The sequence below is a fragment of the Methylomicrobium lacus LW14 genome, from assembly GCF_000527095.1.
In the GTDB taxonomy this organism is placed as follows: Bacteria; Pseudomonadota; Gammaproteobacteria; order Methylococcales; family Methylomonadaceae; genus Methylomicrobium; species Methylomicrobium lacus.
Map to the genome: position 1 here is coordinate 2,197,451 of NZ_AZUN01000001.1, position 15,526 is coordinate 2,212,976.

Sequence of the window (15,526 nt, forward strand, 5' to 3'; positions counted from 1 at the left end):
TACTGCTCGCAGCACAACTTTTAATATGAGCCATCTAAACAATAGGAATAATTTAATGATTCCAAATTACTATCGCACTGAATTTTGCTTAGTTTCTAAATATGTTTTCTTTATTATACAGCCGCGAATAGTACGATAAAAAATAGTTTCATTTAACTTTCCCCTAGAATAGAACATATATTTAGGTGTGAGCAATACCACTAAAATCATCAGTGATGCAGGATTTCCAATCCCTAGTAGATATCGTGCAACAATGGACTCAACAGCCGCAAATACAAAAATTGCCAAATAAAAATCCGATACAAATGTTCGACTTGCCATCCCTGCATGATAAATTTTAGTTACCATCAGCATGATGATGGCAAAAGTAAGGAATGCGCCAGATTCCCAGAGGGAATTGATATAGCTGCTGTCAGTTGCAATGCCGTATACACTAGTAATCCACGAGCGAATACCGTGCCCAAATACAACCCCATCGAAAGACTCCAGGGACATTGCAAAAATCACTGTCCAGTTGTCTGACCTGCCTGTTAAACCACTATCGAAGCCGCGATACGTTGAGTTAAGCTCAAAAAGCTCTGAGAAATAATCGGCAATTTTCTCTGGATTTGTTAATAAGATCATAAAAAAAAACAATACGCCAACTACGACAATATTGATCACCTTGCGACCTAAGTTCACACCATGCAATAAATGCACGGCATAGACAGCACCTAAAGCAACAAAGGTGCCGACAAAGGTCCCTCTAGAACTGGTTCCCCCTAATATAAATAGACAGGCAACGGAAGTCAGCATCGAGACAAACCAAAACTTGTCTCGCTTATCTTTATGCCAATATAGATAAACTACACAGGCAAGAAATGAAAATCCATATATATGGCCTGTTAAATTTGGGTGATTATCGAAGGGAGAAAACCTAAGTCTGCCCCCATCTTCACCTATGGCAAAATGTAAGCTTTGCACAAGCTTTTCGTATTCAATAAAAAACGTAAGTGCCGTCATGGTAATTGAGACATAAATAATCAGCCTGATCGTTTTTATTACGCCATTAACCAGTATTAAGGCACGGGCTGCAAGCGCGCAAAACATAAAGGCTAAAGTTTGCGGAATTAACTCAGGCTGTTGATTAAGCAAGAGAGCAAAGCAAGAGAAAATCGGTAACAAAAAACAGATAAGAGTGGTTGCGCCATCTAGTTTAAACAAGCGTTTATTTAATCGAGCCCTAACAATATCGATAGCGCCCGCCAAAATAAAAAAAAGCATACCAATTACTTGTATGACGCTGCCTTTATCGCCATATGTGCCAAACAAGGGTAGCAAAAATGCTATAAACAGGAACATAAAAATTTCTTCTACGAATCTAATTCATTATGTAATGTATTGACTAGACAAAAAAATCGAATATCGTCGAATCAATAGAACAGCCATAAGACTTTCGGAAATGAGAAGCAATACAGCAACCCATAGCATTTGATTTGTAAAAATCAATAAAGGCAACATCAAGACAATCATTAGAGTAGTCACCACTATAAATTGCCTGCTCTGGTTCCGTGTTCGATTAGCAGCCGTCAAGGTTTGGTTAAGCACTTGCCCGCCAATGTAAAAGGACGCTGCAATACATAGTGCAATCAACACGCTCAAATCCAAATTCAATTTCCCTGCCAACCAAACCCGCTCTAGGACATTCGCATAAAACACAGCCGCTACCCCAACCATCAGCGATACGGCGATTGCAGCAACTAACACTCTGCGAACGATCTTCGCTAACTGTGCAAGTTGTCTGCTGGCAACCAAATCAGTAAATTCAGGATTAAGTGAAGCCAAAACCACTGTAAGGGGCTGAACAGGAAGCCGCGAAATGGTACGACATGCGGCGAAGACCGCAGCAGAAGTCGGCCCCAGTATGGCCGATATAAGAAGTACGGGGGCATGCAAGGCTAATTGTTGTGATAAAGATATCAGCATAAACCCATGTCCAGCCTGCTTGACTGAAACCAATTCCACATTAGCATTCTTGTTCCGCTTTTTGCTCCGACCTGTTTTTCTTGCAACACTACCTCTCAATAGCAACCTTGGAGTATGGATAATAGCCACTGACGCAGCAATGAATCTTAAAGCTAAAGCTGTAACAGCTGCAGTTAAAATCCCTCGCCCCATCAAGGCACAACCTACGATCCCCATTAATTCGATTGATCGGACCGTATTGCTGACAAATATACCGGCTGCATTTTTTCCAATGAAACGCCAAACCGCACAATAAATTCCAATCAGTGGTTGCAAAGCAGCGGATATCGCTAATGACACAAAGACAACTGCTAACTGCATAGCCTGTTCGGGTGCTCTCTCATGCGCATAGTAGGACCAAACAAATAAAGAAATAGCCACAATGATTACAACAGTAGACAATGCCTTAAGAATGAAGTCACGAAGCACATTGCGAACTAGGATCCACGCCTCCTCTGCAGTGCGCGCAGTCTTCAAACATAGCTGATTTGACAAGGCTGTTGCCGCCCCAAAATCTGCCATCAGAAAAAACTGAGCCAGCGCCGACAGGGTCACCCAATAGCCATAACCTTCTGCTCCCCACTTTGCAACGGCCACAGACGGAATGAACATCGTGGACAAAATGGTCACCAGCTGACCATAGCCGTGAGCTGACATAGTTTTCAGAACACGGTAAATTTTCAAAAATCACCCCACCGATTCATAAATTAAAAATCACTTCTGTTTGCTCATAAGTGAGTAGCAATAAGTTTGTTTACATATTTTTACTAGCGTAACCTATTGATTATACCTATATTCCATTGCAAAAAATTTCACGCTAAGTACTTAATTAGATAAAAATCTCTTGTCACGCAACCTACTATATCCAGTAGAAATAACTGCTAGCTACTTCGAAGAACAATGAATATACATTTGCCAATCAATCATATCTTGTGCTAATTTTTCGCACGTTTGAGAAAAATTAGCATGGGACAACACTTTTTTTGCATCATAAACCTTGCTGTGGTTTATTTGATCCATCGCCAACGTTTGTTCGATGGCTTGTAATACGTGCAGTTGAGCGGCGTCCTGTAAGTTTGGCCAATAACCCAACCCCAGTATTGCCACGCCGTATTGAATAGGCTGCACCCAAGGCCCCAAATGCACAGCCCGTTCCATCCCGCCTGTCAACTCGTTATCGAATTGTTTTAATAAAAATTTACTAATCACCAATCGATTCCAAAGATAGGGCCAGGAAGGGGTTAGCCCCAAACCCCGGCGGGCATAGTTTAGGGCTTCAAGCGCATTATCATGCCAAGCCAGCTCCTGGATAAGGGGATCTTTACGGAATTCCAGTGAGTCTAATTTTTGGTAAAAAGCTTCCCCCAGTTCAAAATATCGCGCATAAGCGGGGCGCAGTTCCAAAGTTCGTTCCAGTTGCTGACGGGCTTGACGCCATTGTTTTGCATTTTTGTTGGACGAGTCTTTTTTCACCGTATCCAGGTGATGGCTAACTTGTGTCGAGTAAACATCTGCCAAAGACCAGCGGATAGCAATATTGGCTAGGATGATCAATCCCAAAATAGCCGGCAGGTATAAGGCGGCCTGTAGTCCCCGCGATAACCCCATGCCCTTATACGCAAGTCCGTCATTCCGGCAGGGATTGCCGGAATCCAGATTACAGGGATGTTTTAAGCTTACCATCCCTGGCCCTGGATTCGGCAACTGCTCCTGGCGTTGCTCTAACTCCTGCATCCCTGCAGTCGACCCGCTTCCCGGCGGGTATGACGACATTTGTGTATAAACATGAGCTTTAAAACCAAAAAGGCGGACAACGGTCATGACAGCATTGCCTCCGCATTACCGCTGAACAGAGCCTGTACCTTATCGGCGCCGATGACCGGCAATAGCGCATCCCGCGCGGCTTTCAGGGTCGGCCGGCGCTTATGCATATTATGCGCATCGGTCGCAATCAGGGTGGCCATGCCCTTCCGAATGAATGCAAGCGCCACTTTTTGCGAGACTTCGCCAAACAATCCGGTCACCGAATCCGCGGTAATTTGCAACAGGCAGCCTTGATTAACAAAGGGGGTGATCTTTTCCGGCTGGCGCATCACGCTCTGGTTGCGCTCCGGATGCGCAATGACCGGAAGAATGTCGCGCTCGATCAGCCAATTAATCAACCGGTCCGCGCCGACCGGAATCTGGTCGTGAGGGAATTCCAGCAACATCAGCCTCATACCCTGCCAGCGACCGAGAAACGGGATTTTGCCCTGACCAATCATGCTAGGCAACTCGGCGCACACCCGCACTTCGGCCGCCATGCCGATCTGCAACGGGATATTCTCCGCAGCCAATTGTTTTTGGAACGCTTCGAATATGCGCTGGATGTTTTCGACTTCGTTATCGTAGCACCCTGGCTGAATATGCGGGGTGAGCACACAGCGGCGGGTTCCTTGTTCAACCGCAAAACGCGCCATTTCCAGGGATTGCGCCATGGTTTTTGGGCCGTCGTCGATGCCGGGTAACATGTGGCAGTGCAGGTCGATCATAAGTTAGGGATTAATTGTCCGGTAGATCAAAATTTTTGGGTCGATTTTATCGATCATTCGTTACAACAGCTCGGCTTTTCTCGTTCCCAAGCTCCAGCTTGGGAATGCCGTCATGGAAGCTCTAGCTTCCCATTAATACAGGAAGCTAGAGCTTCCAAAGCCTGGGTTCCAAGAGGTTGGGAATAACCCCGTCTCTATCGTTTCAACGGTCTCATTCGACTGGAAACGCCGCCAAGCCTTACAGACGGGGCAGTATGCCTGGTCCGGCGAGAGGTACACCCTGCCAAATCTTGCGGACGGGGCAACATGCCTGTCTCTTGATCACAACTCAGCTATGCGGTGGATGCGCTATGCTTATCCACCCTACGCTACCACTACCATTAAGTTAAGCCGTTCGCTGAGCGAAGTCGAAGCGATTTGTTGGCTTCGGCTCCGCTCAGCCAACGATAAGTTATGCGAGGAAAACCTTAACTTAATGGCAGTGACCCTACGCTACTGGATTTAGCAATTTCCTTAAAAAGTAGGCCGGATAAGCGTAGCGCATCCGGCAGCTATGCGGTGGATGCGCTACGCTTATCCACCCTACGCTACTGATAATCTGTTCCGTAAGGTAAAATTGTGATCAAGAGACAGGTTTATAACCCCGTCTCTCTCGTTTCAACCACTTCATTTCATCGTTCCCATTCTCCCGCGCGGGAATGATGAGCAAGTTCATTTCTCGAGTTCGGCGGCGATGACTTTAGCGAATTCCGTGAAATCATCGAGGTGCTGGCTAGCGATCGCATGCACGATAATCCAATCGATGGCCTCATAGTTATGCACGGCAATATTCCGAAAGCCTACCGCCTTCTTGAGACGAAACGCCAGTTCTTCCGGGATGGCGCCGGCCTCGGCCAAGATATCAAAGGTGTTGCCCATCGTATCCGGAGGCTGCCTGCCCTCCATGCTGGCTATTAGGTGCGCTCCGATGTCCACGCATAATTGCACTGCTCGCGTTAGATTCAGCGTTATGATGTCCTGAAGATCAAGATCCAAGCCCAACGCTTCCGCATCCGCTGGGCATTTTTGCGCGACGCGTCTAAGACAACGGCGCAAAGATTCCAGTTTTTGTTCGATTACTTCCCGATCCAAGCTTTTCTCCTATCGGCCAGAATTCGGTTGCGATAAGGCATAAAATCCGCTTGCTCGAAAAGATGTTTGCTGATCAGATCACCGTAATAGGTATCGTTACCGATAAGCCTTTTGCCGTACCGAAGAATCTGCCCCAGAAGCGGCTCACCGACGGACTGCAGATCCACCAAATCGATAGGTCGGCCGGTGGCGGCCGCCAGATCGCCGATCAACTGCATTTTCTCGGCGGCGTCGAGCGGGTGCCCCGCATCCACCGCCACGTCAAGATCACTCTCTGCGCGTGCAGTGCCTGACGCCAACGAACCGAACAAAATGGCTAGCCTAACCCCCTCCTGTTTGGCAAGGACGGACTGTAAGGCTTGCTTGAGCTCCAAACTCTGCGATGCCTGACGCAACTTATTATTCATGTTATCTTAATGACGATATGGTGTTTCAGTCGGATTCTACATTTTCCATGCAGGGAAATCATTATTATCCATGCCCTATATGACATTAACATCGTATCCGCAGCTTCAATACAAGGGGACTAAAATTAACTTGCCCCCTATTTATCAGGGCGTTCTATCGCTCCTACGCTCCAGTCGTAGGGTACGCAGTACGTACCCTACCCCTGAACAAATATGAGGCGGCTTTCCCGGTCCGGCGAGAGGTACACCCTGCCAAATCTTGCGGACGGGGCAACATGCCCCGTCCGGCGAGGATCGGCTTTTCTCGTTCCCAAACTCCAGCTTGGGAATGCCGTCATGGAAGCTCTAGCTTCCCATTAATACAGGAAGCTAGAGCTTCCAGAGCCTGGGTTCCCAACCAGGAGGTTGGGAACCAGCGCAAAGCTATTTAGAGAAAGTGTCGAACTACGCCCTCCACTCCATGCCATTATGTTAAGAAACAGTCCCTTCTCCCTTGAGGGAGAAGGTTAGGATGAGGGGGAGTCAAATAAGGCAAATTTCCTTAATTTTGTTTCTCCTCACCCACCCTCTCGGCAATAGCTCCCTCCAATGCTCTCGATCGCTGTTCCGTACGCGATTCTACCTCCCACCTCCTTGTGGTCGGACCTCCTGCATCCATGCAGTCGTCCATCAGGAGAGGGTGAAAGCATCAAGAGGAGTTGGTTTCATCGGTTCCATAAGCCGTTTGGTAATAGTAATAGCCACTGTATTCGCCGTGCCCGTAACGCTTGCTTTTTTCGACATCCATTTGGGTCAGCACCACCCCCGCCAATGGCGCGCCAAACCGTTCAAGCGTTTTGAGCCCGTCTTTTACCGCCTTTATCGACGTGGCATCTGCTTTGACCGCATAGATGACAGATCGCACGTGTTGCGCCAACCATTGCGCATCACTGACCGCATGCACCGGAGGCGAGTCAATCAGGATCAGACTGTAGCGTTTTTCCAACTCTTCCAATAATTCGGCAAATGACTTGGATGCCAATAACTCCAGCGGATTAGGCGGCGGCATGCCGGCGGGCAGAACATCCAGCGGCAACCCTTGAACATTATGTATACACTCATCCAGCTTGGCATGGAGCGCCAACGCATGCGTAAGACCAGGCGCTTTGAGCGGGAGTTGAAAGCGTTTTGCCAGGGTCGGTCTGCGCAAGTCGGCTTCTATCAAAAGAACACGTTTGTCGCCATTTTCCAGTTGCGCAAGCGATTGCGCCAAACTCATCGCAAGAGTGGATTTGCCTTCTCCCGGAAACGATGACGTGACCATCCAGATGTTATGCGGACTGTCCAATGCAGACAATACCAAACCAGTTCTTATCGTACGCACGGCTTCGGCAAACACGCCACGCGGTTCATCCACAACTAATTGCCCCAAGGCTTCGGGTTGGTTGCGCAGCCTATCCAGTAACGGAATGACCCCCAGGAATGGCTGATCGAGTTTTCTTTCGATATCGTCCGGCGATTTGAATGTCGAATCCAAAAAGTCCAGCAGGAAAGCGATCAGTACGCCCAAAAATATCATACCGACAAAGGTCAACGCCACAATCAGCTTCTTCTTGGGCTTGACCGGCTCGATCGGAATGCTCGCCTTATCGATAAAACGGATATTGGCAGCGCCGAGTTCGGCGGCTTCATTCGCTTCTTTGAAGCGGTCGATAAAGGTTTCGTAAAGCTTTTTGTTGGAGTCCACTTCGCGCTGTAATTCGCTCAACCGACCTTGCTTGCTGCCAATTTTTTGCACCTGCGCCTTGTTGTTTTCTATGCTGGCGAGAACCGCTTGCTCATTGGCCCTGGCAATTTCATAACGGCTCTTGATGCTGGATACGATACTCGCCAGTTGTTTTTCAAGCAGCGCCTGAATGGCCGCGTGCTCGGAGCGAACGGCCACCAGCGCCGGATGCTCCGGCCCATAACGTTCGGCAAAATCCGATTCCTTGCCGGCCAATTCGGCCTCTTTGCTTTTGAGATCCTGGATCACACGATCCTGCAAGACTTCGGGAATTTGATCGAGCCGATTGCCCGATTTGATTTTATTATAGGTGCTCTCCGCTTCAATGCGCGCCTGGCGCACAGTAGCGAGGGTTTCGGTATTTTTTTCGATTTCCTTGGCGCTCAACGTTAACACGCCCTCCAAATCGACCAGATGCTCCTTGGCCAGATAGGCCTGCAAACGGTTTTCGGAATCGGTCAGTTTATCCTTTAACGCTTGCAATCGGTCGGAGAGCCATTCCGCTGCTTTGCGTGTCGCATCCATGCGCGCTTCCAGGCCGCTTTCGATAAAAGTCTCCCCCAGCGTATTCACTATATCGCGCGCCAGCTTGGGGTCTTTGGCGTCGAAACTGACATCCACCAACTGCGTTTTTGGGCGTGGTTTGACGGTCAGTCGATCAAGAAACCCTTGAAGCAACTGCTCTTCGTCCTTTATAGCCTCATCCGCCTCGGCACTTTCCGATTTGTCGGGAGCGAGAGCCGGCAGCATCGCCAGCCACTCCTTCCCAAAAGGCTGACTCTCGCTTTCCGGCTTCTTCTCGTTGAATTCGGGATGGCCAGCCAGTTTCATGCGCTGTATGACTTTGCGCGCCAAATCGGGGGACTTGATAATTTCAAACTGGGTTTGAAAATATTCCGCACGGCTAGTATCCATCGAATAAACGTCTTCGATCGAAGAAAGCAAATTGCCCTGCTTACCCTCCACCAGCAGCGTTGCGGAGGAACGATAGACCGGTTTGATCGTAAAAACGAAAAGCCCTGCCAGTACCGTTGCCACCAACGCCAACAGCAATATCCGCCATTGATATTGGCGCACGACGCGCCAGTAATGGAGCAGGTCTATGCTCTCTTCTTCAATAAAAGCATCATCCTGCAAAAATCTATCCATTCTTAAGCTTTGCTCAGGCATGGCGTTCTGCGTTGTAGGCCTTAGTCTTAAATCATTCATCAGAAAAAACTCTCCTCGACAATCACCACGTCGCCCGGAGCGATAGTTGCATCCAACTTCACTTCAATGCCTTGGCGCTTCGCGTCTTTTTCTCGTTCGAGCTGAACACTCGATTGCGAAGCGCGCTCGGTAAAGCCGCCGGCCATCGAGATGGCCTTTTGCACGGTCAGCCCCGGTAAGTAGGGAAACGCCCCCGGTTGTTTAACTTCGCCATTCACGAAAAACTCGCGATACGTCAGGACCGACACACTGACGCTCGGATCTTTCAGATAGCGGCCAATGAGACCTTGCGTGATTTTGTCCTTGAGTTTACCCACCGTTAAGCCCTTCACACTCATTTCACCCAGAAAAGGAAAGATAATGGTGCCGGCGTCGGTCAACTTGGCTTCCAAGGTGAGATCGGGCTCGCGAAACACCGTAATCAGGATTTTGTCTCCTGCGCCCAGTTCATAATTGGACATTAATCCATTTTCAACAGGTGACTCAGTAGTCGCATTAGCGGCACCCGATATGAGTAACGCAAAATATAAAAATAAAATTTTGTTCATGAATGTTCTTATCACTTCAATACCATGAAGCCCAGGGGGTTTTGGCGTCGTCGGAAATACGCGGGTTACCAGTCAGATAAAACATAATTACATTCTGATTGAAATCCAGTTGTTGGTTTTCCGACTTTAGGCTGCGGTAAGTGTAATTGATACCAATGCCTAACCAGCGCCGAATGCCATAGTTCAAATCAACACCAAACGAGGTGTAATCATCTTGTCGCTTGATACCCAGATTTTCAGCATTTTCGCGCGATCCGAACAGTTGGGTTTTCACGCGCGGAGTCCAATCGTGAGTCCAGCCCAAACGATAGCGATCCGATGCACGAAGATTATCACTAGCAACTGATGGGCTCACGTCGCGCGCGATGCTCAGATTGAAGCGCGAATAACTCAACGGAGACCAACTCGCTGATAAATCCCATGTTACATCATCAAATTCCTTTGCTTTGGGATCTGTGGGGTTATCGAACTCCTGCCGCAAATAGCCGATCCGTGCGCCAATTTGAGTCTTGGTCGAGTATGCCCAAGTTCCGCCGAGCAGAAAACGCTGTTTTAGACTATCAAAGCCTGATACCTCGGCCTGTCTGTGCTTGATCAATTGATTTTCAACCTGTGTCTGCAAGGTGGTCTTTGGCGCTATCCGGAAATAAAAACCGGGCGTCACAACAAACTGCGTTCTATCTTGTCTCGCCGTAAACTCGCGGTTATTTTGGAACGTATAGTCCAGGGCATTAAACTTCAACTCCAGATTGCCCTTGGCTTCGGCCCTGCCGTAACGATAGGTCGCATCGGCGGTATGCAGATGATATTGATCGGGTCCTGACCTCCCTGTTGCGCTAAGCGCATCGATTCCGTTCTGCCCTGTTGGACTTATCAAATCTCTTCCCAGAAAAACCCCTCGCTGGTAATGGCTATCCAGATAACCCATATTCACATCCAGCCGATTGCGACTGGTAAATTCAATATGCGAAGTGCCGCCGACAAAATGATCGATATAGTCGTCTTGCGGGCTGTTATGATATTGAGAACTTTGCAGAGTATAAGTCACGGCGTAGCGGTTCAATTGCCTTTCCAACGCTAGCTGACCTCCCGCGTGAAATTGCGTCAATAAGGAGTCTCTTTGGAATCTATTCTGCTGAAATATGTTGTCATTGTAAGACTCCGCCGCTTCGAAGATCGGCGCGAATTCAAAGGGACCTGCTGGAATAATGACCGGATCTTTCCTGATATCCAGCTCTTCGGCCGCTATCGGACCACAAAAAGCCAACAAGCCCCAGGCAAACTTGCGATGATTAATGCGCATAATCTTCGAGTGGGCTTAAAGGGCGATGGTTAAGCGCTTGCCGGGCAACCTGCGGCAATGTCAGCAAAGTCACAAACAACAGGATATTGGCGGGTATCTGTAAATTGAAATCCACCGTAGAATGAATCAGCAGACTGACCGTGCCCATGATCGATGCAAAGCCGATTCCTGTCAGCAATTTTGAATCTTTGCTCCGCAACAGCGACCATCCGTTCAGCAAGCCGAGAATCACCAAGCCCGCCAAGGGAACACAACCGATAACTCCCAGTTCGACCAAAATTTGCAGATAATCGTTGTGGGCATAATCGTAAAAGCCAACGACAGATTGGCTGTATTTGGGGAAAATATAAGCGAATGTGCCCGCCCCTGTTCCGGCCAGCCAAAAATCGGGAATCATCTGCAGCACGTATTGCACAACTTCGTCTCGGCTTTCGTGATCGAGTCCGGTAGTTTCAATCCTATTCATGACTTGGCTAAGATCGAACCATGTACCCAACAAAGCAATATCCACCGCGACAATACTGATGATGATCGCGACGAAGCCTGGACGGCGAAACTGCCTGGCCGAAAAAAAGGCGATCGCCGAGGTAATCAACAACGCGTTGAAAAAGCCTGCATTGCCCATTCGGGAATGAGTCATCAATAGCCCAATCACCATCACGACCAGCAAGCAGCGCAAAATGGCAATCGGGCTCAACAAGGTTTGCAGGATATAAGTCAATATTCCGCGCCAATGCCGACGAACCTGATCTGATCCTTTGCGTGAGCCTAATAACAAGCCAATTCCTATGGGCAAAGTCATTTCCAGATATCCGGCCAAATGGTTGCGATTGACGAAGGTGCCTGTCGCATTGCCGATATAAGCGTCTTTTGGCACTAAAAATAAATATTCCACGCCGGTTAATGTCATCATGGCACCATAAAACGCTTGAAACACGCCTGTCAAAACCAGCATATAGCAAAACTGTACCAGCCGCTTTCGGCTATTGATCAATCCGGTCATTAAGCAAACCATCGCAAAACAGCCTAATGTCAGCATGGCTCTATCGAGTGTCTTTCCTGGCTCTAATGAAATAGGAAAAGCGTTCTCTGCTTGACCTGGCTGCAAAACATTTAGCGCCGACGTATAAATTTCCAGCGTAGCCGGAGAGAGATTTGCCAGCCAGCTTGCCGGCAGTTCAAGAGTCGCCTGGGCCCACATCCAAAAGGCCGCAAAGATTAACAGAAACTTACCCAAATGGATAGACGGTGTCTGTTTTTTTGTCGGCGCTATCAGGGCTCTGTGCCATTGCACAAGCAAATGCCCGGCCAGCAGAATCAGGAATACGGCTGACAAGGCCAAGAATGCCCAGCCTCGGTTACCGCCCAAGGGTAATGGAGATACGATAAACGCCCCCATAAAACCCACATAGATTGAACGTTCCAGCCAGCGAAAAAAGCCGGATAAAGAGAATCCATTCATCTGCAAATAACTCTGTCTTCTTTCAAAATGCGCATCTAATCCGGTTTAAGATCATGTTTCCTCGTTCCCACGCGCCGCTCCACTGCCATTAAGTTAAGGATGGCCGGTTCCTTCTCCCTCCGGAAGAAGGCTAGGATGACGACTGCAAGGATGCAGGAGTTAGAGCAATGCCGGAGCTATTGCCTAGGGGATCAAAATAAAAAATTTTCCTTATTTTATTCCCCTCACCCCGCCCCTCTCCCGAAGGGAGAGGGAGATAACCGCCTTAACTTAATGGCAGTGACGTGGCAGGTGGGAACCAGAAAATAAACTCAGCCGGAGCTTGCCTTACTAAAGCATTTTATCGTTAGGATTTCGTCAAAAATAACTTTCCTAAATGCAGTCACCCGTTCGTGCTGAGTTCGGCGAAGCATGAACGGGTGACAGCATGAGCCGGGAAGTTATTTATGACCATATCCTTAGCAGGGAGAAACATTTCCCCGGCAGTGACCGGGATGTCCGTCATCTCCGTGACCACCGCCATGATCGTCGCCACCACCATTACCATTACCATTACCGTTGCCGCCGCCATTACCGTTGCCACCGCCATTGCCACGACGGTCATCAGCGGCATTGGTTACTTTCTCGAGAGCGATCTTCAAGCCCTTACTGCCCTCACCTGCATCTTTTCCTCGTTCCGCAAATGCTTGACCGCTAGCCATCAAAATAAAAAAAACCGAAATCGAAACTATCGTATTCTTTGTCATAGGTTGTATCCAAAAATATTATGCATAGCCCTACGCCTTACTGCTGCGCAGGATGTATAAAGACACAAACATAAACTAAGGATTCTGTCAAAAATAACTTTCCTAAATGCTGTCACCCGTTCGTGCTGAGTTCGTCGAAGCATGAACGGGTGACAGCATGAGCCGGGAATTTTCCGTCCATCCTTCGACAAGCTCAGGACGAACGGAAAATTTTATCGGGAAGTTATTTATGACCATATCCTAAGCATCTAAGGCGATTCTTTCTTGGCAAGAGTTTGCTAGATTCCTTCCCGCGTTATCCAAAGCGTAACCGTTCAGCCCCCCTCTTTGAAAAAGAGGGGAAGGGGAGATTTTCTAAATAAATCCCCCTCGATCCCCCTTTTTCAAAGGGGGAGGTGAATGCTTACTCCAAAGCACCAAGTTATTTTATTTTCTGTCCATGATTCAATAACAAGGAAAGCCGCAGTTGATAGCAAAATAACTTTCTAATGTGCATTAGTGGTTTTAAGCACGACGCCAAACGTCCGGATGATGATCAAGATATCCAATAACAATGACCAATTCTTCAGGTATTCCAGATCATACTCGACTCTTTTTTCCATTTTCTCGAGTGTTTCCGTTTCGCCGCGTAATCCATGTACTTGCGCCCAACCGGTGATACCCGGTTTGACTTTATGCCGCAACATATAACCCTGAATGAGCTTTCTATATTCCTCATTATGTGCGACGGCATGCGGTCTAGGCCCCACTATACTCATATCTCCTTTAAGTACATTAAAAAACTGCGGGAGTTCATCCAAGGATGTCTTTCTTAGAAATGCGCCAAAAGGATAAATCCGGGAATCGCCCTTCGTTGCCTGTTGTATGTTTGTCCCATTATCGCATACGTTCATCGTTCTAAATTTGTAGACTTTAATCTCTCTTCCATCGAGTCCGTATCTTGTTTGTTTAAAGAGTATCGGACCTGGAGATAATAGTTTGATAACGCATGCGATAAGTAATAATATCGGAGAAATGAACAACAAAATGCATAATGAAGCACAAAAATCGAATGTGCACTTCCAAATCGCATTGAGATGATGAATCGGACTTTCCAATAACGATACGACTGGGATGTTGTGAATGGAATCAACACGTGACTGTATCAGGTTAAAACTCAATATGTCCGGCACAAAATAAATCGAAGCCGTGGTGTCGCGCAATTCCTCCAGCAAACTAGCGATTCGATCTTCATATCTGATCGGCAAGGCAATAAAAACCACCTGAATGCCATGCTCTTTAACATAGGGCAAGACCCTATCGAGCCCGCCTAAAAGGCTTTCTTTGCAGTCTGGCCAAATTCGGTCTTGCTCGCGAGAATCTAAAAATCCTTCAACCTGTATCAGTAGACTGCGATCCTTTTGAAATTCTCTGCTGAGCTGATAGGCCACCTCTGTGGCGCCAACTATCACACATTTACGTATTCTGGTTTTTTGGTGCTGGTTTTTCAGCCAACCATGAAGCATTCCATGAGCGGCCAATAAAAAAAGCGGCAAGGATAGCAACCAAAGCATCACGACGTACTCTTTTACATGCTCAGAAAATTCGGTGTTTAAAAACACCGAATAAATCAGCAAAATAAATAAGCTGCTTCCAAGCAGAACAGCGGAAATGTACGAATAAACGTTGCTTTCGCGAAAATTTTGCAACGGCCTGAGCATTTGAGAAACAATCGAGGAAAACAAGATTGCCGCTATGAATAGGATAGAATGATAGCTATCCCAAGGAACCTGATAAACATAGATAAAGACAAGAAAGCTTAACCCACAGACGGACGGGTCTATTATTCTTTTAGCCAAAGCAATGACCGGTGGTTCCGATAGAATTTTCATAGCTGTCATCCCTTTTATATTCAACAATCAGTCTAACATGCCTAAGGAGTTAACCCAACATGACCGGTAATCTGGACCGCCCTAAAAAGCGACCTACACTCTATATATATTAAGAAACAAGAACTCTAACCGCAATTATTTACTGATATAGTGAAATAGATCAAGTAACAGAAAAGAAATTAAATACTAGCACCGTTTATTTGCAGTAACGATATATTGTAAATACTATTCGTTACCAATTCTTGACAACCATGCATAACGACATAAAAATCATGGATGCTTCTAAGTGTGACGAAGTGAAAAGCGACTTATAACCTGGAAGAATTCACAATGGCAGCACCGCCATCTTAAATACGCATTAATTTCAACCAAAGATTCATTCGAGAACAATTGACAGTTACTGATGCATTTGCTTGAAAAGAACTGTGACGGGAGTATTTAGGTTTATGGGAATTATACCCTCGAAATGTTAAAATAATATTAAGACATTAGTCGTTTTTAATAAAAATGACGGCAAACCCTTAAGATAGAATTATTGATGAAAAAAAA

At 47.1% G+C, this 15,526-nt stretch carries 12 protein-coding genes; all 12 read right to left on the reverse strand.

What is annotated here, in order from left to right; translation table 11 throughout:
* Positions 1 to 69: 69 nt before the first annotated feature.
* Positions 70 to 1,341, reverse strand: a complete 1,272-nt coding sequence (locus METLA_RS0109945; protein WP_024298410.1) for an O-antigen ligase family protein — start codon at positions 1,339 to 1,341, stop codon at positions 70 to 72.
* A gap of 27 nt (positions 1,342 to 1,368) precedes the next feature.
* Positions 1,369 to 2,661 carry a lipopolysaccharide biosynthesis protein gene (locus tag METLA_RS0109950; protein ID WP_024298411.1) on the reverse strand — a complete coding sequence of 431 codons (1,293 nt, stop codon included), beginning with the start codon at positions 2,659 to 2,661 and terminating at the stop codon, positions 1,369 to 1,371.
* Between the two features lie 228 nt (positions 2,662 to 2,889).
* On the reverse strand, positions 2,890 to 3,825 hold the full coding sequence (locus METLA_RS0109955; protein ID WP_024298412.1) for a hypothetical protein: 936 nt from the start codon (positions 3,823 to 3,825) through the stop codon (positions 2,890 to 2,892).
* Entirely contained in the window at positions 3,822 to 4,535 is a 714-nt protein-coding gene (locus METLA_RS0109960) for a tyrosine-protein phosphatase (RefSeq protein WP_024298413.1), read from the reverse strand. The genes METLA_RS0109955 and METLA_RS0109960 overlap by 4 nt, the downstream gene beginning before the upstream one ends.
* A 711-nt stretch (positions 4,536 to 5,246) precedes the next feature.
* Positions 5,247 to 5,666, reverse strand: a complete 420-nt coding sequence (gene hepT / locus METLA_RS0109965; RefSeq protein ID WP_024298414.1) for a type VII toxin-antitoxin system HepT family RNase toxin — start codon at positions 5,664 to 5,666, stop codon at positions 5,247 to 5,249.
* Positions 5,651 to 6,073: a type VII toxin-antitoxin system MntA family adenylyltransferase antitoxin gene (gene mntA, locus METLA_RS0109970; protein WP_024298415.1), complete on the reverse strand. Its 423-nt coding sequence runs from the start codon at positions 6,071 to 6,073 to the stop codon at positions 5,651 to 5,653. Before mntA ends, hepT begins: the two co-directional genes overlap by 16 nt.
* 688 nt (positions 6,074 to 6,761) lie before the next feature.
* A complete protein-coding gene (locus METLA_RS0109975) occupies positions 6,762 to 8,987 on the reverse strand; it encodes a GumC family protein (protein WP_024298416.1) in 2,226 nt (741 codons plus the stop codon).
* 59 nt (positions 8,988 to 9,046) lie between these two features.
* Positions 9,047 to 9,595, reverse strand: coding sequence for a polysaccharide biosynthesis/export family protein (locus tag METLA_RS0109980; protein ID WP_245598776.1), 549 nt, complete (start codon positions 9,593 to 9,595; stop codon positions 9,047 to 9,049).
* Between the two features lie 16 nt (positions 9,596 to 9,611).
* Positions 9,612 to 10,898: an outer membrane beta-barrel protein gene (locus METLA_RS0109985; RefSeq protein ID WP_024298418.1), complete on the reverse strand. Its 1,287-nt coding sequence runs from the start codon at positions 10,896 to 10,898 to the stop codon at positions 9,612 to 9,614.
* Positions 10,888 to 12,360, reverse strand: a complete 1,473-nt coding sequence (locus METLA_RS0109990) for an O-antigen ligase family protein (protein WP_024298419.1) — start codon at positions 12,358 to 12,360, stop codon at positions 10,888 to 10,890. Before METLA_RS0109990 ends, METLA_RS0109985 begins: the two co-directional genes overlap by 11 nt.
* A 458-nt stretch (positions 12,361 to 12,818) precedes the next feature.
* A complete protein-coding gene (locus METLA_RS23205) occupies positions 12,819 to 13,106 on the reverse strand; it encodes a hypothetical protein (protein WP_084480117.1) in 288 nt (95 codons plus the stop codon).
* Positions 13,107 to 13,591: 485 nt separating this feature from the next.
* Entirely contained in the window at positions 13,592 to 14,977 is a 1,386-nt protein-coding gene (locus METLA_RS0110000; protein ID WP_024298421.1) for an undecaprenyl-phosphate glucose phosphotransferase, read from the reverse strand.
* Positions 14,978 to 15,526 lie beyond the last annotated feature (549 nt).

Coding starts and splice junctions, on each gene's coding strand:
- METLA_RS0109945 (WP_024298410.1), bottom strand. CDS start 1,341: ATGTTCCTGTTTATAGCATTTTTGCTACCCTTGTTTGGCACATATGGC.
- METLA_RS0109950 (WP_024298411.1), bottom strand. CDS start 2,661: ATGTCAGCTCACGGCTATGGTCAGCTGGTGACCATTTTGTCCACGATG.
- METLA_RS0109955 (WP_024298412.1), bottom strand. CDS start 3,825: ATGACCGTTGTCCGCCTTTTTGGTTTTAAAGCTCATGTTTATACACAA.
- METLA_RS0109960 (WP_024298413.1), bottom strand. CDS start 4,535: ATGATCGACCTGCACTGCCACATGTTACCCGGCATCGACGACGGCCCA.
- mntA (WP_024298415.1), bottom strand. CDS start 6,073: ATGAATAATAAGTTGCGTCAGGCATCGCAGAGTTTGGAGCTCAAGCAA.
- METLA_RS0109975 (WP_024298416.1), bottom strand. CDS start 8,987: ATGGATAGATTTTTGCAGGATGATGCTTTTATTGAAGAAGAGAGCATA.
- METLA_RS0109980 (WP_245598776.1), bottom strand. CDS start 9,595: ATGAACAAAATTTTATTTTTATATTTTGCGTTACTCATATCGGGTGCC.
- METLA_RS0109985 (WP_024298418.1), bottom strand. CDS start 10,898: ATGCGCATTAATCATCGCAAGTTTGCCTGGGGCTTGTTGGCTTTTTGT.
- METLA_RS0109990 (WP_024298419.1), bottom strand. CDS start 12,360: ATGAATGGATTCTCTTTATCCGGCTTTTTTCGCTGGCTGGAACGTTCA.
- METLA_RS23205 (WP_084480117.1), bottom strand. CDS start 13,106: ATGACAAAGAATACGATAGTTTCGATTTCGGTTTTTTTTATTTTGATG.
- METLA_RS0110000 (WP_024298421.1), bottom strand. CDS start 14,977: ATGAAAATTCTATCGGAACCACCGGTCATTGCTTTGGCTAAAAGAATA.